22 protein-coding genes are annotated in these 23,603 nt (G+C 66.4%); 13 read left to right on the top strand and 9 right to left on the bottom strand.

What is annotated here, in order from left to right; translation table 11 throughout:
- The first annotated feature begins 165 nt into the window (after window positions 1-165).
- The 5 genes from ACIA8C_RS03075 (at window position 166) to ACIA8C_RS03055 (ending at window position 3,817) form a co-directional block, all read left to right on the top strand.
- Window positions 166-507, top strand: a complete 342-nt coding sequence (locus tag ACIA8C_RS03075; RefSeq protein ID WP_397130557.1) for an ESX-1 secretion-associated protein — start codon at window positions 166-168, stop codon at window positions 505-507.
- The gene (locus ACIA8C_RS03070; protein ID WP_397130556.1) at window positions 504-803 is read left to right on the top strand and encodes a WXG100 family type VII secretion target; all 300 of its coding nucleotides are present in this window, start codon (window positions 504-506) and stop codon (window positions 801-803) included. Before ACIA8C_RS03075 ends, ACIA8C_RS03070 begins: the two co-directional genes overlap by 4 nt.
- A 3-nt stretch (window positions 804-806) precedes the next feature.
- The gene (locus tag ACIA8C_RS03065) at window positions 807-2,153 is read left to right on the top strand and encodes a polymorphic toxin type 28 domain-containing protein (RefSeq protein WP_397130555.1); all 1,347 of its coding nucleotides are present in this window, start codon (window positions 807-809) and stop codon (window positions 2,151-2,153) included.
- Between the two features lie 47 nt (window positions 2,154-2,200).
- On the top strand, window positions 2,201-2,626 hold the full coding sequence (locus ACIA8C_RS03060) for a contact-dependent growth inhibition system immunity protein (protein ID WP_397130554.1): 426 nt from the start codon (window positions 2,201-2,203) through the stop codon (window positions 2,624-2,626).
- Between the two features lie 501 nt (window positions 2,627-3,127).
- Window positions 3,128-3,817, top strand: coding sequence for a hypothetical protein (locus tag ACIA8C_RS03055; RefSeq protein WP_397130553.1), 690 nt, complete (start codon window positions 3,128-3,130; stop codon window positions 3,815-3,817).
- A 126-nt stretch (window positions 3,818-3,943) separates the two neighbouring features.
- On the opposite strand, the gene ACIA8C_RS03050 is transcribed toward ACIA8C_RS03055, so the two are convergent.
- Entirely contained in the window at window positions 3,944-4,576 is a 633-nt protein-coding gene (locus ACIA8C_RS03050) for a TetR/AcrR family transcriptional regulator (protein ID WP_397130552.1), read from the bottom strand.
- A 68-nt stretch (window positions 4,577-4,644) separates the two neighbouring features.
- Between ACIA8C_RS03050 and ACIA8C_RS03045 the strand changes: the two genes are divergently transcribed.
- From ACIA8C_RS03045 to ACIA8C_RS03020, 6 genes are all read left to right on the top strand, one after another.
- Window positions 4,645-6,180, top strand: coding sequence for a flavin-containing monooxygenase (locus ACIA8C_RS03045; protein ID WP_397130551.1), 1,536 nt, complete (start codon window positions 4,645-4,647; stop codon window positions 6,178-6,180).
- Complete coding sequence (locus tag ACIA8C_RS03040; protein WP_397130550.1) at window positions 6,177-7,007, top strand: SDR family NAD(P)-dependent oxidoreductase; 831 nt, start codon at window positions 6,177-6,179, stop codon at window positions 7,005-7,007. Before ACIA8C_RS03045 ends, ACIA8C_RS03040 begins: the two co-directional genes overlap by 4 nt.
- 14 nt (window positions 7,008-7,021) lie before the next feature.
- Window positions 7,022-7,936, top strand: coding sequence for an alpha/beta hydrolase (locus tag ACIA8C_RS03035; RefSeq protein WP_397130549.1), 915 nt, complete (start codon window positions 7,022-7,024; stop codon window positions 7,934-7,936).
- Window positions 7,937-8,055: 119 nt separating this feature from the next.
- On the top strand, window positions 8,056-9,849 hold the full coding sequence (locus tag ACIA8C_RS03030; RefSeq protein WP_397130548.1) for an AMP-dependent synthetase/ligase: 1,794 nt from the start codon (window positions 8,056-8,058) through the stop codon (window positions 9,847-9,849).
- A 123-nt stretch (window positions 9,850-9,972) separates the two neighbouring features.
- Window positions 9,973-10,629, top strand: a complete 657-nt coding sequence (locus ACIA8C_RS03025) for a hypothetical protein (protein WP_397130547.1) — start codon at window positions 9,973-9,975, stop codon at window positions 10,627-10,629.
- Between the two features lie 64 nt (window positions 10,630-10,693).
- A complete protein-coding gene (locus ACIA8C_RS03020) occupies window positions 10,694-12,346 on the top strand; it encodes a molybdopterin-dependent oxidoreductase (protein WP_397130546.1) in 1,653 nt (550 codons plus the stop codon).
- Window positions 12,347-12,779: 433 nt separating this feature from the next.
- Here ACIA8C_RS03020 and ACIA8C_RS03015 read toward each other — a convergent pair whose 3' ends face one another.
- The 6 genes from ACIA8C_RS03015 to ACIA8C_RS02990 all read right to left on the bottom strand — a co-directional run bounded on the left by ACIA8C_RS03015 (window position 12,780) and on the right by ACIA8C_RS02990 (window position 18,704).
- On the bottom strand, window positions 12,780-14,261 hold the full coding sequence (locus tag ACIA8C_RS03015; protein ID WP_397130545.1) for a DHA2 family efflux MFS transporter permease subunit: 1,482 nt from the start codon (window positions 14,259-14,261) through the stop codon (window positions 12,780-12,782).
- Window positions 14,258-15,025 (bottom strand): PadR family transcriptional regulator, encoded by a 768-nt coding sequence (locus ACIA8C_RS03010; protein WP_397130544.1) that lies wholly within the window; start codon window positions 15,023-15,025, stop codon window positions 14,258-14,260. Before ACIA8C_RS03010 ends, ACIA8C_RS03015 begins: the two co-directional genes overlap by 4 nt.
- A gap of 239 nt (window positions 15,026-15,264) precedes the next feature.
- Complete coding sequence (locus tag ACIA8C_RS03005) at window positions 15,265-15,981, bottom strand: ABC transporter permease (RefSeq protein WP_397130543.1); 717 nt, start codon at window positions 15,979-15,981, stop codon at window positions 15,265-15,267.
- Window positions 15,978-16,646, bottom strand: coding sequence for an ABC transporter permease (locus ACIA8C_RS03000; RefSeq protein WP_397130542.1), 669 nt, complete (start codon window positions 16,644-16,646; stop codon window positions 15,978-15,980). Before ACIA8C_RS03000 ends, ACIA8C_RS03005 begins: the two co-directional genes overlap by 4 nt.
- Window positions 16,643-17,806, bottom strand: a complete 1,164-nt coding sequence (locus tag ACIA8C_RS02995; RefSeq protein ID WP_397130541.1) for an ABC transporter ATP-binding protein — start codon at window positions 17,804-17,806, stop codon at window positions 16,643-16,645. The genes ACIA8C_RS03000 and ACIA8C_RS02995 overlap by 4 nt, the downstream gene beginning before the upstream one ends.
- Window positions 17,807-17,816: 10 nt before the next feature.
- Window positions 17,817-18,704 carry an ABC transporter substrate-binding protein gene (locus ACIA8C_RS02990; protein ID WP_397130747.1) on the bottom strand — a complete coding sequence of 296 codons (888 nt, stop codon included), beginning with the start codon at window positions 18,702-18,704 and terminating at the stop codon, window positions 17,817-17,819.
- A 244-nt stretch (window positions 18,705-18,948) separates the two neighbouring features.
- On the opposite strand from ACIA8C_RS02990, the gene ACIA8C_RS02985 reads away from it, so the two are divergent.
- Both ACIA8C_RS02985 and ACIA8C_RS02980 read left to right on the top strand, forming a co-directional pair.
- Window positions 18,949-19,848, top strand: coding sequence for an ABC transporter substrate-binding protein (locus ACIA8C_RS02985; RefSeq protein ID WP_397130540.1), 900 nt, complete (start codon window positions 18,949-18,951; stop codon window positions 19,846-19,848).
- A gap of 41 nt (window positions 19,849-19,889) precedes the next feature.
- Window positions 19,890-20,111 carry a hypothetical protein gene (locus ACIA8C_RS02980; protein ID WP_397130539.1) on the top strand — a complete coding sequence of 74 codons (222 nt, stop codon included), beginning with the start codon at window positions 19,890-19,892 and terminating at the stop codon, window positions 20,109-20,111.
- Between the two features lie 6 nt (window positions 20,112-20,117).
- Here ACIA8C_RS02980 and ACIA8C_RS02975 read toward each other — a convergent pair whose 3' ends face one another.
- Complete coding sequence (locus ACIA8C_RS02975) at window positions 20,118-21,317, bottom strand: NADP-dependent malic enzyme (protein WP_397130538.1); 1,200 nt, start codon at window positions 21,315-21,317, stop codon at window positions 20,118-20,120.
- A gap of 470 nt (window positions 21,318-21,787) precedes the next feature.
- Entirely contained in the window at window positions 21,788-23,554 is a 1,767-nt protein-coding gene (locus ACIA8C_RS02970; protein WP_397130537.1) for an FAD-binding protein, read from the bottom strand.
- Window positions 23,555-23,603: the final 49 nt, after the last annotated feature.

Raw genomic sequence — 23,603 nt, 5'->3', positions numbered from 1 at the left:
GGGGGGCGCCCCCGGGGGGCGCCCCCCCCCCCCGCCCCCCCCCCCCCGCGGGGCCCCCCCGGGGGGGGGGGGGGGGCGCCCCGCCCCCCCCCCCCCCCCCCCCCCCCGGCGTCCGGCATTTCCCATGGTCGACTCTGGTGAGCGCGGTCAGTAAACTCCGTCACCATGAGCGACGGGGGTACGCCGGTAACACCCGGCCAGCAGGTTTCGGTCGTTCCCGAGCAGGTTCGTGACGTCGGCAAATACGTATACGAGCTGGCCGAGGCGCTGCGTTCGGCCTTGGACTCTGCCGCTAAAGACGTGGATGCACTGACCAGCGGAAGCTGGACCGGTGACTCGGCCACCGAATTCGCCGACGGCTGGACCGATGTACGCGATGGCGGCGTGCGAATCATGTCGGCATTGACCGGCATGGCGGAGAAACTCGGCATCACCGCCGACACCTACCAGAAACGCGACGAGACCAATGCCGCCGCATTGGACACCTCCAGTCTGGACCTGCCATGAGCTCAGAATTCTCGGTCGACCTCGATCACCTCGACCAGATCGTCTCTCGCCTATCCGGCCTCGCCGGCTTCGTCGCAGACCATCTCGATGAGATCGATGACCGAGTCGCCGCCTTGCACGGCACCGGCTGGGAAAGCGTTGCCGCCCAGGCCTATGCCGACGCTCATCGCCAATGGGCGACCGGCGCGCGCGAATTCGTCGAGGGTGTGCGCGAGATGAGCGACGCGGCGAAACAGGCGCACGGGCGCTACACCCGGGCGATCGAACTCAACAGCAAGATGCTGCAAGGGGGTTGAGCCGTGCGCATCGACTGGCAGACCTACTACGACGCCGCCAAGAAATGCCACGACCTCGCCGCCGAACTCCGTCGCGCGGACAAACCCGTGCACGATGCCGTCAAAGGCGAATGCGCGGGCATGGCCGGCGACGCGCCCGGATGCAAAGAGTGGGGCGAAAAGTACGACACCGCCGCGCGAGACACGATGCAGTCGTGCACGGACCTCGCGGACGCCCTCACCAACTTCGGTTATGTCTTGTACGCAACCGGATACAACTACGGCATCAGCAACAAGAGCAATCCACCACCCGATCGGCCCGATGTTCGCGAGGTGTCGAAATATCAGGTCACGATCCCGACCTCGGTGCGCAACAACGGGATCGGCATCGAACGCCACGGCGGTGTTCAAGAACTCTTCGACGCCCTGATCGCCCAAATCCTGGAAAAGTTCGGTAAGCTACCCAACGGTGATATCGCGAAGCTCGCGAAAGCATCGTCCACGTGGACCACCTTCGCCAACCACCAAACCATCACCGGCGCGGCAGGCCAAATCACCACCATCATCGGCTTGTTCGACAACATCGATGACAAGACAAACCTGCCGCCGATCCTCGACCACCTCGAAACCTTGCGCAACGGTGCGACCCAAGTCGCCGCGGCATCCCAGAACCTGGCAGGCCCGGTCTCGGACTACCACACCGGTACCGTGGACGTGCGCAACAACATCGAATCCTCGATCACCCAGGCTGAATGGGCAATCGGCATCACCGTGGCCGCCGCCGCGGCCGCGGCCCTGTTCACCTTCGGCAGCAGCGCAGCCGCTGGAGCAGGCGGCGTCGGCGTCATCGTCACCAACACCATCAACACAATCCGCACCGTCTACCAGGGCAGCAACCTCCTCAAAGCGGTCGGCCTGGCAACCGCCGCAGCCGGAGCCGTCGGCATCATCAAATCCTTCGACAAAGTCCCCGACCTCGGCACCACCCTCACCTCCCTGGCCACCATCATCGCCATGCGCGTGCTCATCGATGATGACGCAAATTCCGATTCTTCGACTGATTCGAATGACCAATCCAATCGACCCACTAAGACTGATAAGATCAAAGAGCATTTAACAGACCGAGATCTCGACGCAGCCCGGCGTGAATTGGATGGGGAAGTCGTGGCGAGAAAGCCGGACGGCACGCCCTGGGATCACGTACACGAAGTGCGAGATGCGCAGAACGGACTCGTCAATAGGATTGGGCAAATCCAACGAAGCCTGGGAGATTCAAGAATCGGCGATGCAGCGCGCCAGGAACTCGAACGTGAGCTATCCGAAGCCAGTAGGCTGCTGGATTACAGTGAGCAATTCGTTCCGAGAAACTGAACCAACAATTCGGCCATAACGAACGGATAGGCATCAGGATGACGTCCATGGATGAAATCGGCAACCTGTCGGTGGAGCAGATCGAAGAGACATCGTGGCCAGACCCGCCAGCAGATGCGACACGGCTCATAAAAACCGTGCACGCATTACGCCGCAAGCCGATTCGAGAGCTGACCCCCGAGGACCTCCGAGTCTTGATCCGGCAACACGAAGGAATTCAAGCACTATTGCCTCGCGCACTCGACTTGCTCACACAAGACCCTCTCACAGAAGGCGACTACTACCCCGGCGATCTCCTCGTCGCAATCCTCGAAATCCCATCCAACAATTGGTCCAAAAACTCACCCCCAGCCGCATCAATAGCCGAAATACTCCAGAAGATCGAACACATGGGCGACCTGAATCAGCATTTCGCACCACACGAAGAAATCTGGAAAGCGATAAATAACTTCCGCAGAACCACCAACAACTAACCACGCCCCAAAGCCGCCCTCCCCACCCCCAAAACAACACCACATCCGATCGACCAACCAGGAACCCCGAGCCGGAATCACCCCCAGTCGACTTGACGCATGAAGCTGCCTCTTGACGTAGGTTGCAGCATGCGTCAAGAGGATGTTCTGTGCGTTAAGTGGGATCGGCGCGACGGCCGCGTGGGCGTTGGCGATCCTTGTGGGGGCGGTGTGGCCTGGGGGCTAATGTACGACGGTTGTTTGGGCGGCGGGGGCTCCACCGCACCAGCTACTCCGGGGAAGGGCGTAGCGAGGGACGAGTAGGGGCCTTACCAGCGCTTTTGCGGGGTGCATGGTTCGGGGCAGAAGGCTCATTTTGCGGGGCGGTGTGACGCTCGTCATATAAGTTCTGCTTTGGGGGGAGCGTCGGATATGAATGTCTCTGTCGATCAATATCAACGCTTCGATTCGTCTGGGGGACAAGGCGTTCCATAGCGGTCGGGGGCGGGAGAGAAAGCCTAAATGTTCCATAAGACTGTCATGCGCGCGGGCCGCAACATCCTCACGGTCGTGCTGCCCTTCGCGGTAGTGGCAACCCTCGCCAGCGCGGGCACTTCGTCCGCGACCGAACTGGCGGACCAGCAGGCTCGGTGGGCCGACAGCCTGTCGGCGACGGGTGCCGAGCAGGGCGTCGAGTACAAGACCACCACGTCTGCGGACCTGAAGTCGATCTCCACTGTGCTGAACAGTGGCAAGTTCACCCTGACCGCGGATTCGTCGGCGGTGCAGGTGGAATCGGCTACCGGTGCGAAGGTCACCGAGTTCCCGATGTCGATGAAGACGGTTGCGGGCAACACGATCGCGCTGGCTCCGCAGATTTCCCAGGACGGGAAGACGCTGGTCGTCACCCCTCAGGTGACTCCTGAGGTCGCTGCCGAGCTGAACAAGGCCACCGCCACCGGTGACCTGAAGCCCATCGCGACCAACCCGGACGCGCAGAACCATGACCCGGTCGCCAACGGTCTCGCGGCCGGCGCCCTCGTCGGCCTCGGCATCGCCGCGGTCCTGTGCATCCCGGCACTGATCGTCTTCATCGTCGGCTACTTCGCCTGCATTATCGCCAGCGGCATCAGCTATGTCGTGTTCGCCGCGGTGATCGGCGCGATCCTCGGTGCCACGGCCCCGCAGGTGATCCCGCAGGTCCTGCAGTAAAGATCAGCTGACCAGTCATTCACTGGTCGAAAGGCCCGCCCTCATCGAAACCGATGAGGGCGGGCCTTTTTCGTGGCTATCGACGGACAGGATGCCCTATCGCAGGACAGGGACAGCCGGAAACCCTCAGTTGCGCAGCGCTGCGGCGAGCGCAGGGCTTAAGGCAAGGGCCGGTAGGGATTCGACGAGTAGCTCGATGAGTTGTTCACGCGGGATCGGCTTTTCGCTCATCCAAGTGAGGATCGTTTCCTCTACGAAGGCGATCCACCCGCGAATGGCGAGTGAAAGCCGCGGCCGGTCGAGGTCGTCCGGGGGGATGGGCACCTCGGTGAGTACGAGTTCGGCTATGGCACTGCGGGATTCGTTGACGAAGGTGAGCATGCCCGGGTTGAAGCTCGATGGGCCGCGCAGGATCGCGTGGTAGGCCGCACGGTTCTGCTCGACGTAGTCGACGTAGCGTTCGACGGAGTCGCGGAGCATGTCGAACAGGCTCAGGCTGCGATCGGGGGCGATGGCGGTCAGGAACTCGGCGCTGACGTGCCGCGCGATCGCTTCGTGAAATTCGTTCACCGAGGCGAAGTAGTGGAACAGCAGGCCGCGCGAGATGCCTGCTTGCTTGGCGATGTCGTCGACGGAGATGTCCTGGAGGGCGCGCTCGGCGAGCATCTCGGCACCGAGGGTGATCAGTTGCAGGCGGCGTTCGTCCGGGCTGAGCCGGACACGCTTGGTCTCTCCCGAACCGGAACGACTGGTACTCACACCAACATCCTACTGAACGTGATTCAATACTGTTGACTGATGCTCAATAAGGCTCTACGCTCGGGTACATGAGTCGCAAGGTTACAGACAAAGCTGTCGGCGACCGGCCCATCCGCCGTGTCAAGACGATCATTATCGGCGGCGGGTTCTCCGGCCTCGGCCTAGCCATTCGGCTCAGTCAGCAGGGGCGAAACGACTTTTTGGTGCTCGAGCGCGGCAGCGATGTCGGCGGCACCTGGCGCGACAACACCTACCCCGGCGCGGCCTGCGACGTCCCTTCGCACCTGTATTCGTACTCTTTCGCACTCAACCCGAACTGGTCGCGCTCGTTCTCCCGCCAAGGCGAGATCCAGCAGTACATCCAGGGCGTTGCGAAGCAGTACCGGGTGTACGACAAGCACATCTTCGACTGCGACGTGACCAGCGCACGCTGGAACAACGACACTTCCCGGTGGGAGGTCGAGTCATCCCAAGGCAGCTTCGTCGCCGAGACCGTCGTCTCCGCGGTCGGCGCGCTGTGTGAGCCCGCGCTGCCGGATATCAAGGGCATCAACGACTTTCAGGGTGAGACCTTTCACTCCGCCCGCTGGAACCACGACGCCGACCTGACCGGCAAGCGCGTCGCGATCATCGGCACCGGCGCCTCGTCCATCCAGATCGTGCCCGCGATCGCGGACAAGGTCGCCCATCTCGACGTCTACCAGCGCACCGCGCCGTGGCTGCTGCCCCGGATGGACCGCCCGTACACCAAGGTCGAGCGGCTCGCGTTCAAGCACCTGCCCGGTTTCCAGCGGCTGTCCCGCGCGGCCATCTACGCGGCGCGCGAGACCCAGGTCGTCGGCCTCGCCAAGTTCCCCCCGTTGATGCAGGCGTTCGAGTTGATCGCCAAGGCCAAACTGCGGGCCGAGGTCCGCGACCCCGAGCTGCGCGCCAAGGTCACCCCGGACTTCCGGATCGGCTGCAAGCGCATGCTGATCTCGAACAACTATTACCCGGCGATCAGCCGCGACAACGTGGATGTGGTCACCGACGGCATCGCCGAGGTGCGCGCGAACTCGATCGTCACCAAGGACGGCACCGAGCGCGAGATCGACGCGCTCATCGTGGCGACCGGCTTCCACGTCACCGATTCGCCCACCTACGAGACCATCGCAGGCCGCGACGGACGCACGCTGAGCGAGGTCTTCGACGAGATCGGCCAGCAGGCATACAAGGGCGCGACCATCGCCAACTTCCCCAATATGTTCTTCCTGCTCGGCCCGAACGTCGGCCTCGGCCACACCTCGATGGTGTACATGATCGAATCGCAGCTGAACTACGTCGCCGACGCGCTGGCCACGGTCGACAAGCTCGGCTTGCAGACGGTCGAGGTGCGCCGCGACGTGCAGGACGAGTTCAACAAGGACCTGCAGCGCAAGCTGAGCAAGAGCGTCTGGCTCAACGGCGGTTGCGCCAGCTGGTACCTGGACAAGCACGGCAACAACACCACGCTGTGGCCCGACTTCACCTTCGAATTCCGTAGGCTCACGCGGTCGTTCGACGTAGACGCGTACCAAACCACCGACCACTCCAAGGCCGACTTGAAAGTAGGGGCTGCACAGTGAGCAAAGATGCTTACTTCGAGAACAAAGTCTGTGTGATCACGGGAGCCGGCTCCGGCATCGGGCGCGCGCTCGCCGAGAACCTGGCCGCGCGCGGCGCGAAGCTGGCGCTGTCCGACATCGACACCGAGGGCCTGGCCGAGACCGTGCGCCGCTGCGAAGCGCTCGGCGCCGAGGTCAAGTCCGATCGGATCAACGTGGCCGAGCGCGAGGCCGTGCTGCTCTACGCCGACGCGGTGAACGCCCACTTCGGCAAGGTGCACCAGATCTACAACAACGCCGGTATCGCCTACCACGGTGACGTGATCAAGTCCGAGTTCAAGGACATCGAGCGGATCATGGACGTCGACTTCTGGGGCGTCGTCAACGGCACCAAGGCCTTCCTGCCGTTCCTCATCGCCTCCGGTGACGGCCACGTGATCAACGTGTCCAGCCTGTTCGGCCTGATCGCGGTGCCCGGCCAAAGTGCCTACAACGCCGCGAAATTCGCGGTGCGCGGGTTCACCGAGTCGCTGCGCCAGGAGATGCTGGTCGGCAAGCACAAGGTCAAGGTCACCTGCGTGCACCCCGGCGGCATCAAGACCGCCGTCGCGCGCAACGCCACCTGGGCCGAGGGCATCGACGGCAAGAAGGCCGCCTCGATGTTCGACGCGAAGCTGGCCATGCACACCCCCGAGATGGCCGCGCAGACCATCACCGAGGGCGTGCGCAAGGGACACGGCCGGGTGCTGATCGGCTGGGAGGCCAAGCTGCTCGACGTGTTCGTCCGCGTCACCGCCTCCGGCTACCAGCGCATCGCCGCCGTCGTGAACCGCCCATTCCTACCCTGATTCGAGTTCAACCCATGCGGGACATCAATCTTCCGCTGCCCGTCGCACGAGCGGTGCTGCGTCCGATCTTCCGCGTCACGCTGAACAAGCGGACGCCGTGGCGGATGCAGCGCCTGCTGCTCGAAGTGAGCTCGGCAGCGCAACTGGTGCCCGCGGGCACCACCATCGATCGAATTCGGCTGGGCGGCAGGCACACCGAGAAGGTGACCGCCACCGCGACACCCCACGGCGCGGTGCTCTATCTGCACGGCGGCGGTTACGCGGTCGGCTCGCCTGCCACCCACCGGTCCCTCACGGCCCGGCTGGCCCGCGAAACCGGTGCCACCGTCTACGTGCCCGATTACCGGCTGGCTCCGGAGCACCCGTTCCCCGCCGCGCTCGACGACGCCGAGGCGGCATTCCTGGAGCTGGTGGACAGCGGGGACTACCGCCCGGACCAGATCGCCCTCTCCGGCGATTCGGCGGGCGGCGGCTTATCGCTGGCTACCGCGCAGCGGCTGATCGCGCGGCACGGGCACACCCCGGCCGGGCTCGGCCTGATCGCGCCGTGGACCGATCCGAACCAGATCCCGGAACGCGACAGCGACCTGGTGATCAACCGGCCGTGGTCACGCGCCTGCGCCGCCGCCTATCTCGGCGGCGGGGATTCGAGTGATCCTGGTTACGCGCCACTCACCGGCGAATTGGTCGGGCTGCCGCCGACTTATGTTCAGGTCGATGTCGGCGAGCTGCTGCACGGGCAATGCGGGGATCTGGTTGCCGCGCTGCGTGCGGCGGGCGTGCCGGTGCGATTCACCGAGAGCAAGGGCTTGTGGCACGTCGCGCAACTGCAAGCCGCGCTGGTCGCCCCCGCCGCCGCGGCGCTCAGCGAACTGGCCGCGTTCCTGCGGGAAGCGATTCAACCGGTCGATATCCGGGACTTAGGATAATCACCGAAGCGGGTCCGGCCTCGGGTGTTACGCACGGATCCGTTTCTGGTGGTCGACCTCACGGCCCTGATCCAGGTGTCGTAGATTACTGGCGAGTAAACCCACGTGGAAGGGCACTGATGCGAGAGTTCGAAGTCCCGGCTTCCTACACCATTCCGGAAGACGCGAACAATTCCGACAACGTCTTCCGGCACGCCGAGCAGTCGCCCGACGCGGTGTTGTTCAACGTGCCGAACGGTAGCGGTGGCTGGCGGGACGTGACGGCCACGGAGTTCGCGAAGACCGTCACCGGGGTGGCCAAGGGACTGATCGCCTCGGGCATCGAACTCGGCGACCGCGTCGCCATCATGGCCCCCACCCGCTACGAGTGGGCCGTGCTCGACTTCGCCAACTGGGCCGTCGGCGGCTGCACCGTCGCGATCTACGACAGCTCGGCCGCCGAGCAGGCCAAGTGGATCCTGCAGGACTCCGCCACCAAGCTGCTGTTCGTGGACAGCGACAAGCACCGCGCGATCATCGATGAGATCGACGCGAGCGCGCTGCCGGATCTGAAAGAGACCCTGCAGATCGACAAGGGTGTCGTCGACGAGCTGATCAGCCGCGGCACCGACCTGGACGACCAGCTCGTGCACGACCGGCGCAAGCAGGTCAACGCGGACTCCCCCGCCACCCTGATCTACACCTCCGGCACCACCGGACGGCCCAAGGGCGTGATGCTCTCGCACGCCAACCTGTACGCCGAGTCCCGGTCGGACCAGATCGCCCTCGGCACCTTCATCAGGCCTGGCAAGAAGACCCTGATGTTCCTGCCGCTGGCGCACGTTTTCGCGCGCGCGGTCGCGCTGGTCGCGTTCGACGCCAAGGTGACCGTCGCGCACACCTCCGACTGGTCCACCCTGGTCGACCAGTTCGGCAGCTACCGGCCGCACTTCATCCTCTCGGTGCCGCGGGTATTCGAGAAGGTGTTCAACAGCGCGAAGCAGAAGGCGCACGACGGCGGCAAGGGCAAGATCTTCGACGCGGCCGCGGAAACCGCCATCGCGTGGAGCGAGTCGCTCGACAACGGCGGCCCCGGACTGGTGCTCAAGCTCAAGCACGCGCTGTTCGACAAGCTGGTCTACAGCAAGTTGCGCACCGCGCTCGGCGGCCAGTGCGACGCCGCGGTCTCCGGCGGCGGCCCGCTCGGCGCGCGCCTCGGCCACTTCTTCCGCGGCGTCGGCGTGACCATCTTCGAGGGCTACGGGCTCACCGAGACCACCGCGGCCATCACCGTGAACACTCCCGAGAACATCCGGGTCGGTTCGGTGGGCAAACCGATCGAGGGCCATGGCGCCAAGATCGCCGAGGACGGCGAGCTGCTGTTGCGCGGGTCCGTGGTGTTCGACGGCTACTGGGGCAACGAGGAAGCCACCAAGGAAGCGTTCCAGGACGGCTGGTTCAAGACCGGCGACCTCGGCGCCATCGACGCGGACGGGTTCATCACCATCACCGGCCGCAAGAAGGAACTCATCGTCACCGCGGGCGGCAAGAATGTGTCCCCCGCGCTGCTCGAGGACTCGCTGCGGGCCAACCCGCTGATCAGCCAGGTGATGGTGGTCGGCGACGGCCAGCCGTTCGTCGCCGCCCTGATCACCCTCGACCCGGAGGCACTGCCCAGCTGGCAGAAGAACCACAACGTGCCCGAGGACACCCCGATCGAGAAGCTGATCGAGAACCCGGAACTGGTCGCCGACGTCGAAGCCGCGGTCGCCGAGACCAACAAGAAGGTCTCACATGCCGAGGGCATCAAGAAGATTCGCATCCTGCCGATCGACTGGACGCAGGAGACCGGCGAGCTCACGCCGAAGTTGTCGCTGAAGCGTGCGGTCGTGATGAAGCAGCACGCGGACGACGTAGCGAAGATCTATAGCTGAGAAACCGCATCAGCGCCGTCCGCGAATTTCCTTCGCAGGCGGCGCTTTTCGGTTTTTCCGGACGGGTGGTCGTAGTTCGCGCTTCAATGGGGTGACACCGTCGAGGATCGGGAGCGTGCTCAAATGACTGACGGCGCAAAGAAATTGCTCGATGAGATTCAGGCGGAGTTGGCGCCGAAGGACGCGGACAATCGGCTTGTTCCGTTGATCGCCTCGGGGAAAGCGGCGCGGGCCGTGTTCGCCGCGATCGCTACCGAGGAGTGGCGGATCACCGGGAGTGACTGGCGCAGCTTTCATGAGATGGCGGCGCGGGCGGCGGACTCGCAGGCCCGCGCGTTCTTCGGCATGCTCGCGCCGGGTGAACAGCAGGCACAGGTGACGCTGGACGCGCTCTTCGCCGCGGCCGGAGCGGATCCGGGGACCGAACTGCCGCGCGCGGGATGCCAGGCGTACCCCGCATATGTGGCCTGGCTGGCGGTGAACGGAGAATCGTCTTCGGTCGCCGCGGGCATCTACGCGAATTTCGCGGCCTTCGGTGCGTACTGCCGCGACGTCGCCGCCGGCATGCGCGAGCACTACGGTTTCGACGACGCGGCCTGCGCGTTCTTCGACTTCTACGCCACCGATGTCCCCGAGATCGAACAGCAGGCCCTGCGCGCCATCCAGGCCGGCCTCGACTCCGGACGCCTCAAACGCGACGAAGCCCACCTCTACGCCCGCCTCTTCCAGAGCTACGAATTGATGTTCTGGAACACCCTGGCCGACGAGTTCGCCCCCTGACACGGTCCTTGACGTCACCGAATGGTCATAATCCTGGGACTTTGCGGGCAGTAGGCTCGGATTCATGGCCGATCTGCGATTGCGGGTGGCGGCTGGGATCGTCTCGGCGGCTGTGACGCTCGGCGTCGCGGAACTGCTCGCGGCGTTCTTCGGCCCCGACAGCGCGCCCCTCAATGCCCTCGGCGCGACCGTGGTGGACCACACGCCCGACGGTGCGCGCGAATGGGCGATCACCACGTTCGGTACGAGCGACAAGATCGTGTTGTATGCCTGCATGGCGGTGGTCGCGGTGCTCGTCGCCGGGCTGGCGGGCGCGCTCGAACGCACCTCGCGCGCAGCGGGTTCGACGGTGCTCGCGCTCTTCGGCGTGGTCGCCACGATCGTCGCGGTCGGCCGCACGAGTGCCGCCGGTGCGCTGCCGACCATCATTGGTGTCGCCGTCGGCATCTACGCGCTGCGGGTCCTGACCCGCCGGATCGATGAGGCCGCCGAGGTATCCGACAAGGCCGTTGCTGAAGCCCGCGCGGAACACGCGGCCGCCCAGCCCGCCGTGGTTTCAGACGAAACTCGCAGCACCGAAACAGATCCCGACGCCGCGACCTCCACAGTCACCGCCGATCCGGCCGAAGCTGGACGGGCAGCCGCAGCACCGGAACGGCGGCAAGTGTTGCAAGGTCTGCTGGTGGTCGGCGGTCTGGCCGTTGTCACCGGCGTCGGCGGGCGGTTGCTCGGAACGCGACGGCGGGACGTGTCGGGTGAGCGGGCGGCGGTGGAGTTACCGCAGCCGACCGCACCGGAGGTGCCGATCGCGCCGGGGGCCGATCTTCGGGTGCCCGGGCTGACGCCCTATCTGACCTCCAACGAAGACTTCTATCGCATCGACACCGCGCTGATCGTGCCGCAGCTGTCCAAGGACGACTGGTCGCTGCGCATTCACGGCATGGTGGACCGTGAAATCCGGCTCACCTGGGCGGATTTGGCGAATCGGCCGGTGCTGGAGCGGCTGGTGACGCTGGCGTGTGTGTCGAATCCGGTCAACGGCGACCTGATCGGCAATGCCCGCTGGCTCGGCTATCGGCTCGATGAACTGCTCGCCGAGGCGGGCCCGCATCCCGACGCGGACATGATGCTCTCGCACAGCACCGACGGCTTCACCGCGGGCACCCCGCTGTCCGCGCTCACCGACGGCCGCGACGCCATGCTCGCCGTCGGCATGAACGGCGAACCGCTCCCGGTCGCGCACGGCTATCCCGCCCGGCTGGTGGTCCCCGGCCTCTACGGATACGTCTCCGCCACCAAATGGGTCACCGAACTCGAGATCACCCGCTTCGATCGCGCCACCGCCTACTGGACCCGCCGCGGCTGGTCCGCCATGGGCCCGATCAAAACCGGCACCCGCATCGACACCCCGCACGCCCGCGGCCGAATCAAACAGGGCCCCAACACCATCGCCGGTGTCGCCTGGGCCCAGCATCGCGGCATCCGCGCCGTCGAAGTCCAGATCGACAACGGCAACTGGCAACCTGCCCGCCTGGCCGACGAACTCTCCATCGACACCTGGCGCCAATGGACCTACGACTGGGACGCCACCCCCGGCCCGCACACCCTCCGCGCCCGCAGCACCGACGGCTCCGGCGCCACCCAAACCGCCGACCGCGCCGACGTAGTCCCCGACGGCGCCACCGGCTACCCCACCCTCACCATCCAGGTCAGCTGAAACCCCTGGCGGACAGCGCCTAGGCTCGCGCGCGAACACCGATCTACGCTGCACCGGACGGCGTCGTGGCCAAGGTGAATCGCTACCGGAGGGGAATGATGTCTGCCGTATTCGATTGGGCCCGAGTCGAAAACCTCCAACCGGAACCGGTCACCGTGGAGATGTGGAAGCAGCTCCACGAGGACTTCCGTCAGCTTGTCGAGGTGACGAACGGAAACATCATTCGCACGCGGGAATCGACGCGGACTCACCGAGCGGCAGTAGGCAGAATCGCCGACGGATCGACTGGGGCCATCTTTCTGACCTTGACCACTGACAACCTCTGCCCCACCGGCAGCCTGGCGATGGGCAACTCGCTGGTGTGATGTGTCGGTCCGCGCAGAGCACTGCGCCCCGCGGACGAAGGTCCGTGGGGCGCGGTGGTTTTCGTTGATCAGCCGACCAGTGACTCCTCCTTGGCGAGCTTGTCCTTCGGGCCGGGAGCGGCGGACTTGCCGTGGTGGACGAAGAGGACGGAGGCGATGACGCCGATTAGCAGGATGCCTGCGGGGAGCAGGGTGGACTGGCCGAGGGCGGTGCTGAAGGCGTCCTTGACGAAGGCGGGGATGGGGCCTTGGCCCGCACCACCTTCGGCGACCTTGCCGCCGCCGAGGCCGTTGGCCGACATCCGGGCGGCGATCAGGGCGCTGATCGCCGCGCTGCCGAGTACCGAACCGATCTGCCGGGTGGTGTTGTAGACACCCGCGCCCGCGCCTGCCTGTTGGATCGGCAGGTTGTGCGTCGCGGTAGTCGCGAGCGGGCCCCAGATGCAGGAGTTCGCGAGGCCGGCCAGCGCGGCCGACACCAGGAACCACACGATCGACGAGTCCGGCGTCATCAGCATGGAGAACCAGAACACCGACACCGCGAACAGCGCGAAGCCGATGGTCGGCAGGATCCTCGGGTGCAGCCGGTCGGCGAACTTGCCGACGAACGGCGCGAAGATGAGCGTGCCGATGGCCATCGGCGCGAACACCAGTGCCGACTTGGTCGGCGACATCTCCCGCACCGCCTGCAGGTAGAAGTACGACGGCACCATGAACGCGGTGACCGTGGCACCCATCGCGGCGATGGCGGTGTTGGACAGCGCGAAGTTGCGGTCCTTGAACAGGTTCAGTGGCAGCAGCGGCTCGCCGGTGTTGCGTGCCTGATTCACCGCGAACGCGGCGAGCACGAGCACACCGGCACCGATCACCAGCCAGATCTTCAGCGACCAGTCCTCGGTGTTGCCTTCCTGGATGCCGAAGACCACCAGGAACATACCGACGCCGCTGAGCAGCACACCGGGAATATCGAACTTGTGCTGGTTGGTCGGCAGCGCGGGCACCAGCCAGGCGGCGAGCACGAACGCGACGATGCCGATCGGGACGTTGACGAAGAAGATCCACTTCCAGCTGAGGCCGTCGACCAGCACCCCACCGAGGATCGGTCCGACCAGCGTGGCGAGACCGGCAACCGCACCCCACAGGCCCATGGCCGCGCCGCGCTTGTCCGGCGGGAAGGTGCGGGTGATCACGGCCATGGTCTGCGGCGTCATCAGCGCGGCGCCGATGCCCTGGGCGGCGCGCGCGGCGATCAGCATGCCGATGGTGCCGGACAGGCCGCACCACAGCGAGGCCGCCGTGAACACGGTGAGGCCGATCAGATAGATGTTCTTGGGCCCGAAGCGATCACCGAGCCTGCCGGTGACCAGCAGCGGCACCGCGTAGGCGAGCAGGTAGGCACTGGTCACCCAGATCACCTTGGAGATGTCGGCGTGCAGGTCCGTCATGATGGCCGGGTTGGCGACCGCGACGATCGTCATGTCCAGCAGGATCATGAAGAAGCCGACAACAAGCGCGGTGAGCGCCAGCCACGGATTGCGTTGAGTGGTCATGGATTCGGTGTTCCTATCTCGGATGTTCCCAGTGCGGGGGGAAGAACGTGGGACGCGTGCGTGGACGCGCTGTCGTGATGGCGCGTCAGCCGCTCCAAGTGCGGCGTGGACGGCGACGCGAGCTGGTTGCCGCTTGCCCAGGTGTGGTGATGGGGATCTTTGGCGATCCGGTCACCCGTGACGGAGTCGAACTCATCCCATTCCAGGTCGCCACCAGCCAGTTCGGCGAGGAAGTCCTCGAGCCAACGGACCTCGGCACCGAGCACGGCCTGCCGATACGGGAGCACGACGACGTAGCGGCGCGGCACCTTGCGTTCGGCCGCCCAGCCGATCAGCATCCCGACTTCGGCGAGTTGGCCTTCCAGCTGCGCGAGCCGCTCTCCCAGCAACGCGAGCACGTCGGCCTTGGGCAGGTTGTGCGCCTCGGCGAGCCCGATGTCGAACACCGGGTACTCGGGCGAGGGCGACCGCAGGATCTCGGCGATCCGAGTGCGCAGCGCCGTCCGGCCGCGCTCGGTGATCCGATAGGTGGTGCGCTCGGGGCGGTTTCCCGCCCGGTCGACCCCTTCGGCCAGTACCAATTCCTGCTCGGCCAGCCGCGCCACCGTGTGGTACAGCGAACCGGGCCGCACCTTGACCAGTGCGTCTTCCCGGCGCGCGATCAGCAGCTGAAACATCTCGTATGGATGCATCGGCTGCTCTTCGAGCAGCGCGAGCACAGCGATCGCCAAGGGCGTCACCGCCTGACGCGCCTGCTGCGCCATTTCCGTCACCTCCCGCACATTGCCCGCGCACAGTCATCGCGCGAGCCGGAGCCATCGACCGACGGGGCAAACGTTAGCCCCGCACTCCGACATGCTCCGCTCTTAATATTCCACGTGGAATATACGGCGCGGAACAATCCGAAGGCAAGATCGATTCGTCGCGCACAAGGGTGATCACGCGCACAGCAAACCGGCCCCGACATCAGTCGGGGCCGGTCACCAGTGGATCGAGCGGCAGCTCAGTCTGCGGATCGCACGCTGAGATCAGGGGCCACCGGCATCGCGTCGGCGCGACGCAGCCGCCCGGTACCGGGGGTGCTGGCCCAGACCGTGAAAGCGAGCAGCCCGTCGAGTGCCATGGCCAGGACGGCCACCAGCAGCGCGCCGACGAGCACACGGTCGTACCGATAGAGGCTGATGCCGTCGAAGATGTAGCGACCGAGGCCGCCGAGGTTGACGTAGGCCGCGATGGTCGCGGTGGCGATCACCTGCAGGGTGGCACCGCGAAGACCGGTGAGCAGGATGGGCAGCGCGTTGGGCACCTCGACGCGGAACAGGATCTGCGTCTCGGTCATCCCCATGGCGCGCGACGCGTCGACGACATCGGCTGGGACATTGGCGATTCCGGCATAGGCACCGGCCAGCAGCGGCGGAATGCCCACGGTCACCAGGGCAAGCAGCGGCGGGATCAGCCCGAGGCCGAGGCCGAGCACCAGGAAGGTGAGCAGGCCGAGCGTCGGCAGCGCACGCATGGCATTGGCGAAACCGACCAGCACGGCGGCCCCGCGCTTGGTGTGGCCGATCACCAGACCGAGCGGCAGCGCAACGGCGGCGGAAATCACGATGGTGAGGAAGCTGTACCAAAGATGTTCGGCGATACGGTGTTCGATGCCCGCGGGCCCGCTCCAGTTCGCGCCGTCGGTGAGGTAGTGCCAGGCGTCGATGAAAAGGTTCACGCGGCACCGCCTTTCGCCTTCGCGGACCTCGCGTCGGCCCGCACCCATGGCGTCGACCAGCGGCCGAGCGCGTAGACGAGGCGGTCGAAGATCAACGCGAGCGCCAGGATCACGATGATGCCCGCGACGATCTCGTCGGGATAGTCACGCTGGTAGCCCTGGGTGAACAGCTTGCCGACGCCGCCGACACCGATCAGGGCGCCGACCGACACCATGGCGATATTGGTCACCACCACCACCCGCAGGCTGGACACGAAAACCGGGATGGCCAAGGGCATGTCGACGGTCAGCGTGCGCCGCAGCGGGCTGAACCCGACCGCGTCGGCCGCGTCGATCACCTCGGCGGACACCGAATCCAGCGCCGCGGGCACCGCGATCACAAGCAGCGCGGTGGAATACAACGTCAGCGCGATGATCACGTTCAACGGGTCGATCGTGGAAATCCCGGCCAGCGGCGGGATGATCACGAACAGTGCCAGTGACGGAATGGTGTACGCCAGGCTCGCCGTGGTCACCGTCACCCGGCGCAGCCAGGACACCCGGCGCACCAGCGCGCCCACCGGAATCGCGATCACCAACCCGAGCACCAGCGGCACCAGCGCCAGGTACAGATGGGTTTTGGTGAACCCCATGATGTCGGCGAAGTTGTCGATCAGGTACCTCACACCGATCCCCCGCCGCTCACTTCCTGTTCGAAGAAGTGCCTGTTGCGCTCGGCGTCTTCCTCGGCCCGCTGATCGGCGAGCTGTTGCAGGATCTCGGTGGCCAGCACGCCGCCCCGGACGGCACCCGAATCATCCACGGCGACACCGACTCCGGCGGGCGAGGAGATCGCGGCGTCCAGCGCCTGACGCAGATCACCGGCCGGCGTGAACAGCGAACCACCCGCGGCGGTGCTGTCCGCCAGCGAACGTCCACCGCGCACCGCCTCCACGCCGGTCACGTCGATCCAGCCGTGCGGTTTACCGGCCGCGTCGACGATCAGCACCCAGTCGCCGCGGTCCAACCGCAGTGCCGCGACCGCTTCCGCCGTCGCAGTCTGAATCTCGTGCAGCGGAACAGCTTTCGCGGAACGGAAGGACAGTCCGCGGTAACCGCGATCACGCCCGACGAAATCGGCGACGAAATCGGTAGCCGGTTGGGCCAGCACATGATCCGGCGCGTCGTACTGCTGCAGCACCCCGCCACGGCCGAACACCGCGACCCGATCGCCTAGAGTGATCGCCTCGTCGATGTCGTGCGTCACGAACACGATGGTTTTCTGCAATTCGGCCTGCAGCCTTTGCATTTCGCTCTGCAGCTCGGCCCGCACCACCGGGTCGACGGCGCTGAACGGCTCGTCCATCAGCAGCACCGGGGGGTCGGCGGCCAGCGCCCTGGCCACCCCGACGCGCTGCTGCTGCCCGCCGGAAAGCTGCGCCGGATACCGGCCGGCCAGCGCCCGGTCCAGGCCGACCCGATCGAGCACCTCCAGCGCCGCCGCTCGGGCGGCCCTGCGCGAATCACCGCGCAGCACCGGCACGGTCGCCACATTGTCGACGACCGTGCGGTGCGGCAGCAGTCCACCACTTTGGATCACGTAGCCGATACCGAGCCGCAGTTTTACCGGGTCGACCTTCGAAATGTCCTGTCCGGCAATGGTGATCGTGCCGGAGCTGGGCGTGATCATTCGATTGATCATCCGCATCGAGGTGGTCTTGCCGCAGCCGGACGGGCCGACGAACACGGTGAACGAACCGGAATAGATGCGCAGATCGAGGTCGGTGACGGCACGGGTGCCGTCCGGGTAGGTCTTACTGATACCGCGAAATTCAATATCGGACAACGGTTTTCCCCTAGCCGGTCGGTGTGTTCAGTCCCTGCGCGGCCACCCAGGCCACCGCCGCGGCCTTGGGCTCGGTTTTGCTGCTACCGGACACCGCCTCGTTCAGTTTGATCAGCTCCGCGGTGGTCAGCTTGGCCGAGGCGGCGTTCAGCGCGGCCAGCGCCTTGTCCGTCTTCTTGGCCGCGTTGAGCAACGGGACCACGTTCTGCGCGGGGAAGTTGTGCTTCGGATCTTCCAGCACCACCAGGTTGTTCTGGGTGATCGCGGGCGAGGTGGTGAAGATATCGGCGGCGGTCACCTGACCTTCGACCAGCGCGCGCACCGTTGCGGGCCCGCCACCGTCGGCGATAGGCACGAAGTTGTTCGCGGCGATGTCGAGGTTGTAGTTCTTCTTCAGGCCGGGCAGACCGCCGGCGCGCTCCTGGAACTCCGCTGGCGCACCGAATTTCACCTCACCGGCGTGCGCGGCCAGGTCGGCGATGGAGTGCAGGTTCCAGCGCTCGGCGGTGGCCTTGGTGACCACTACCGCGTCGGAATCCTCACCGGGGGCCGGGGTGCCGATGACGAGATCCGAACCGAGCGCCTTGGTGAGCGCCGCATTGACATCGGCCGCGCTGGTCGCGGTCGCGCTCTTGTCCAAGTACTGCAGCAGGTTGCCGTTGTAGTCGGGAATCACCGAGATGGCGCACTCACGCACGGCCGGGACGTACGCCTCGCGGCTGCCGATATTCAGCTTAGTGTCGACCTTGAATCCGTTGACGCGCAACACCTCCGCGTAGACTTCGGCTACCGTCTCGGATTCCGGGAAGTTCGCCGAACCGACGATGAGCCCGTCGCCGCGGCAGTCGCCCTTGCTGGCCAGTGGATCGGAGTTGCCGCCGCACGCGGACAGGATCATGGCGACGGCCAATGCCGCGGCGGCGACGATGAACCGGGTGGCGCGCAGCGCGAGCCGCAGCGCCGACCGGCCATGCCGCGCGGCACCGGGGGTGATCGAGGTTTTCACTGGAGTCCTTCCGACCTGACGGGCAGTGCGAGGTCCCGAGGCAACACAGCCACCGGTACATTCTGGGTGTCCATACTGCCCGCTTCAGGGTGTTCGTGTTAGCTCTGTCGGTCTCTCGGAGAGTTGGTGTCGCCGAATGGTGTTGCCCGCGTCGCTGCGGATGCTGGCTCGAGTATTGGTCGTCGCGACCGCCACACTGGCCGTATCCTGCGGTAACAGTGATCAGGGGGCGCGCATCACGGTCGGTGCCGCCGATTCGGTCGAGTCGAGCGTGCTCGCCGAAATATATGCGGGCGCGCTGGCGCGGACCGGCGCGCGCACCTCGGTCGAGCCGCATCTCGGCGGTCGCGCCGACTATCTCGCGGCGCTGGACGCGGGCCGGATCGATCTGATCGGTGAGCACAACGGCGCGCTGCTGGCGTTCCTCGACACCACAGCCACCGACCGCGCACCCGACATCGACAAGGTGCCCACCGCGCTGAGCAAGTCGCTGCCCGAGGGCCTGGTGGTCAGCGATGCCGCCGACGGCACCGACATGCGGCCGCGCGTCGTGTTGAGCACCGCGGCCGCGACGCACGACAACGTGCGCACCATCGGCGATCTCACGCCACGATGCGACACGATCACGGTCGGTGTCGCCGCGGTGCCGGACATGTTCGCGCTGCCGCCCGCGCTCGAGCAGGTGGCGGGGTGCCACTTCGCCGCGACGGTGCCGTTTCCCGACGCCGCCGCGTTGCGAAAGGCACTGCTGGACGGGCAGGTTCAAGTCGGCCTGCTGTCCGGCCCGCCCGCCGTCGTACCCGGGTCGACCGACGGGCTGACGATCCTGTCGGACGAAAACTACGCGGTGCGGACCGAGAACGTGCTCCCCCTGTTCCGCAAGGGCACGCTCGACGAACGCCAGATCAAAAAGCTGAATTACGTTGCGGGCGAAATCACCACCGACGACCTCGCCGCCATGATCCGCAGCGTCCGGGACGACCACGCGCAACCTGCCGAGCTGGCGCGCAAGTGGCTGGACGAGCACTCGCTGTAAACATCGCACGTTCGGCGCCGGACCTGGCTAACGTCTGACCCGTGAGTATCAGGTTCATCGGCGGCTACGTGGCGCTCGTGGCGATATTGCTGTTCGCCTGGACGACCTATTCGGATAAGAATCCCGTGTTCGCGGCGGCGTTGGTCTTCGCGCTGTGCGCGATGATCGCCATGAACATCTGGATCCATCTGTCGCTCCGGAAGCACACCCCAACGCGGAAGGCGCCCCGTCCCGAGCGGGACAAGGCGCCTTCCAACAAGTGAACGAACCTACTGCGCAACGCCTTCGGCGCGCGCGGCGGCCGCGACGGCCTCGGCAACGGCCGGGGCGACCCGCGGGTCCAGCGGGCTCGGCACGATCTTGTCCGGGCCGAGTTCGTCGGCGACGACGCTGAGGATCGCGTCGGCGGCGGCGATCTTCATGCCCTCGGTGATCCGGCGCGCGCCCGCGTCGAGCGCGCCCTTGAACACGCCGGGGAAGGCGAGCACATTGTTGATCTGGTTCGGGAAGTCGCTGCGGCCGGTGGCGACGATCGCGGCGTACTTGGCCGCGACCTCGGGGTGAATCTCCGGGTCCGGGTTGGACATGGCGAACACGATCGACTCCGGCGCCATCGAGGCGATGAGCTCCTCGGCGATCAGGCCTGCGGACAGACCGAGGAAGACGTCGGCACCGTGCAGCGCCTCGGCGGCGCCACCGATCAGCCCGCGCGGGTTGGTCCGGGTGGCCAGCTCGGCCTTCACCTCGTTGAGGCCGCTGCGCTCACGGCCGATGATGCCCTTCGAGTCGAGCACGGTGACGTCCCGAACACCCGCGGCCAGCAGGATATTCGTGCACGCGACACCGGCCGCGCCCGCGCCGGACACCACGACCTTCAGGTCGGCGATGCCGCGACCCTGCACCTTGGCCGCGCCGTTGAGGGCGGCGAGCACCACGATGGCGGTGCCGTGCTGGTCGTCGTGCATGACCGGGCAGTCGAGCGCCTCGATGAGTCGCTTCTCCACCTCGAAGCAGCGCGGCGCCGAGATGTCCTCCAGGTTCACCGCGCCGAAGCTGGGGCGCAGCCGGATGACCGTCTCGACGATCTCGTCGACGTCCTTGGTGTCCAGCACAATCGGGATCGAGTTGAGCCCGGCGAACTTCTTGAACAGCGCCGCCTTGCCCTCCATCACGGGCAGCGAGGCGCGCGGGCCGATATCACCGAGGCCGAGCACCGCGGTGCCGTCGCTGACCACGACGACGAGACGGTCGGTCCAGGTGTAGCGCTTGCAGAGCTCGACGTCCTGCGCGATCGCCCGGCTCACCTGAGCGACGCCCGGGGTGTAGGCGATCGACAGGTCGCGCTGGGTCTCCAGCGGCGAGCTGAGTTCTACCGAGAGCTTGCCTCCGAGATGTCCCGCGAAAATCTCGTCGTGGGTGATTTCGGAAAGACTTGCAGTGGCATTCGGTGCGTCAGTCACAGGTGACACGATTTCACTCCTGCTCGGGCCGGACAAACCGGGGGACGGTTACCGCCGGGTATATAGGGATAAGTGTCTATGGTCGCTCCGCAGGCTCCGCTCCTGCGGTTTTCATTACGCTCATCGAGTGCGCTGACCGGTACGTTTCGCGTTACGGCGGGTTACTAAAACCCGTAGCCGATTTCGCTGACGTGGCGCGGCACTGATCCGCGGAGCGGGAGCCGGACGGGTGGGTCCGGACAGAACATGCGGCGTGATCCTCGGGTCGCGACGGTGCGTCGCGAGGCGGAGATCTCCGTAACTCCAGAACCCGGCGGTGGCGTAGGTAAAGGAATCCGACACATTCTGCCAGCACGGTCTGCGACTTGCCAAACCGGTCGGGTTCTCGCTGTGTCGCGCGCCGGTATCCAGCCTAGAACGGCGGAATTACCCGGCGGTAAGGGAAAACTCGCACGTGGCCACGGTCGAGCGGTGAGTTGTCACATCGCGATCGGGTCGGCCGGTGTGAGGTGCTGGGCGGGGCCGTCCTCCGCTTCGGGCAGGATCGCCGGGGCATCCGGGATGGCCGCGGACCGCGTGCTCAGCACGCTCGCGTCGCGCTTGTGCGTGACCGCGGGGCCGCGTGCGTCGAGCACCAGGGTCTCCCGCCTGCCCCGCGGGAAGGCTTCACGGGCAGGCGCCACCGAAATCTCTGTGGCACCGACCACGCCCGCGTCCAGCGCCTCGATTTCCCGGGCGTCCGGCCGCACCCACACGTTGTCCAGGCCCCCTGACATCAACCGCACCCGCCAGTCCGCCTCGGCCCCAGGATGATCGGTGCGCCGATGCATGCCGCGACTCTCGGTCCGCGCCAGCGCGCTGTATTTGGTCCACCGCGCCACCGCGAGCAGCGCCGCGGCCTGCCTGGCCCGCAACCGGTCAACGCCGGTGCCGCCGAGATCGAATTCGGCGCCGGGCCACATCGAGTCCAGTTCGCCGATGCTGTCGACCAGGCTGCCCGCGCTGCGCCAGTAGCTGCGACGCAACGGCAGCGTGTGTTCCTGCACGAGCCCGACCACGGCGCGCGGATCGATCCGCGCCACCGCGCTGAGTCCGGCACCGGCCACCTCGTGAGTCGGGCTGCGCCGGTCGGCCGTGCGCGCGTGCCTGGCCGCCCCCGTGCCCGCCCACACGCCGGACGCGATGGCCCAGGCGCCGCCCTGACCGCCGAAACCGCTGACCGCGCCGGTGATCGGCTCCCTGGTGGTCACATCACCCGCGCCGAACAGCCCGCGGACCGTGGTCGCGCAGTCCTGGCCGGCGAGGCGCAGACCACCGGTGCCGCGCACGGTGCCCTCCAGCACGGCCCGCAGCGTCACCCGGCCTGCGCGGTCGACCAGACCCTGAGCGGACAGCCAGCCGCGCATCGGCACCGGCACGTCGTCGAGTGCGGCGAAGACCTTGCGGCCGTCGGCGATCGCGGCGAAGGCCGCGGCCCGATGACCTTCCAGGACCGTGCCCGACTCGTCGTAGAGGGTGGCGAAATGCAGCCCGAGGCCGAGCGTGTAATTCAGCGGCTGAACCGGCCTCGGCACCTGCACCACGGGCGTCAGGCCGTACGCGCTGGAGAACTCCATGCCCGACAGCTGGGCACCGGCCTCCGCGGCGAACAGCAGTCCATCACCCGTGTCCACGTCCGTGCCCGCCCCGCCGGACAAAAACGCGCAACCGCCGGTGGCGACCACCACGGCACCCGCACGGACGGTCCACGCCTCGAACTCGTTGTGCTGCTGCACTCCGGTCGCCCCGGCGACCTTGCCGTCACGATCGATGAGCAGTTGAAGCGCCGGATGATGATCGAGGATGCGCACGCCCGCGTCGAGCACGCTGCGCCGCATTCGGCGTAGGTAACTCGCGCCGTCCAGGTACACCCGTAGCGAGGAGCCCGGCCCCGCGCCGGGGAACCGATAGCCCCAGCGGGCCAGCTGTTCGACGCGCAGGTGCGTTTCCTCCAGGACCCGATGCATCCACTCTTGGTCGCCGAGGCCGCCGCCGTGCGCGTAGCCGCGGTGCACCGCCTCGTCCCTGGCCGGCCCGGGCGGGATATTCCACAGGGAGGTGGTGCCGTGTGCGGTGGGGCCGCTGGTGCCGCATCTGGCCTTGTCGGCGAGCACCACCCGGGCCCCGGTAGCGGCGGCGGATACGGCGGCCCAGGTCCCGGCGGGCCCTCCGCCCAAAATAAGTACGTCCGTCTCGAGTTCCGCCACAAAGAGAAATATTCGGCCACAATTCACGGAACCGCAACCATTAACGAAA

Source organism: Nocardia sp. NPDC051321 (genome assembly GCF_044455225.1).
Lineage (GTDB): Bacteria > Actinomycetota > Actinomycetes > Mycobacteriales > Mycobacteriaceae > Nocardia.
This window is presented reverse-complemented; position numbering and strand designations above follow the sequence as displayed.

Excerpts from the sequence above, each read along its gene's own strand:
- ACIA8C_RS03075 (WP_397130557.1), top strand. The coding sequence starts at position 166 with ATGAGCGACGGGGGTACGCCGGTAACACCCGGCCAGCAGGTTTCGGTC.
- ACIA8C_RS03070 (WP_397130556.1), top strand. The coding sequence starts at position 504 with ATGAGCTCAGAATTCTCGGTCGACCTCGATCACCTCGACCAGATCGTC.
- ACIA8C_RS03060 (WP_397130554.1), top strand. The coding sequence starts at position 2,201 with ATGGATGAAATCGGCAACCTGTCGGTGGAGCAGATCGAAGAGACATCG.
- ACIA8C_RS03055 (WP_397130553.1), top strand. The coding sequence starts at position 3,128 with ATGTTCCATAAGACTGTCATGCGCGCGGGCCGCAACATCCTCACGGTC.
- ACIA8C_RS03045 (WP_397130551.1), top strand. The coding sequence starts at position 4,645 with ATGAGTCGCAAGGTTACAGACAAAGCTGTCGGCGACCGGCCCATCCGC.
- ACIA8C_RS03035 (WP_397130549.1), top strand. The coding sequence starts at position 7,022 with ATGCGGGACATCAATCTTCCGCTGCCCGTCGCACGAGCGGTGCTGCGT.
- ACIA8C_RS03030 (WP_397130548.1), top strand. The coding sequence starts at position 8,056 with ATGCGAGAGTTCGAAGTCCCGGCTTCCTACACCATTCCGGAAGACGCG.
- ACIA8C_RS03025 (WP_397130547.1), top strand. The coding sequence starts at position 9,973 with ATGACTGACGGCGCAAAGAAATTGCTCGATGAGATTCAGGCGGAGTTG.
- ACIA8C_RS03020 (WP_397130546.1), top strand. The coding sequence starts at position 10,694 with ATGGCCGATCTGCGATTGCGGGTGGCGGCTGGGATCGTCTCGGCGGCT.
- ACIA8C_RS03015 (WP_397130545.1), bottom strand. The coding sequence starts at position 14,261 with ATGACCACTCAACGCAATCCGTGGCTGGCGCTCACCGCGCTTGTTGTC.
- ACIA8C_RS03010 (WP_397130544.1), bottom strand. The coding sequence starts at position 15,025 with ATGGCGCAGCAGGCGCGTCAGGCGGTGACGCCCTTGGCGATCGCTGTG.
- ACIA8C_RS02990 (WP_397130747.1), bottom strand. The coding sequence starts at position 18,704 with ATGATCCTGTCCGCGTGCGGCGGCAACTCCGATCCACTGGCCAGCAAG.
- ACIA8C_RS02985 (WP_397130540.1), top strand. The coding sequence starts at position 18,949 with ATGGTGTTGCCCGCGTCGCTGCGGATGCTGGCTCGAGTATTGGTCGTC.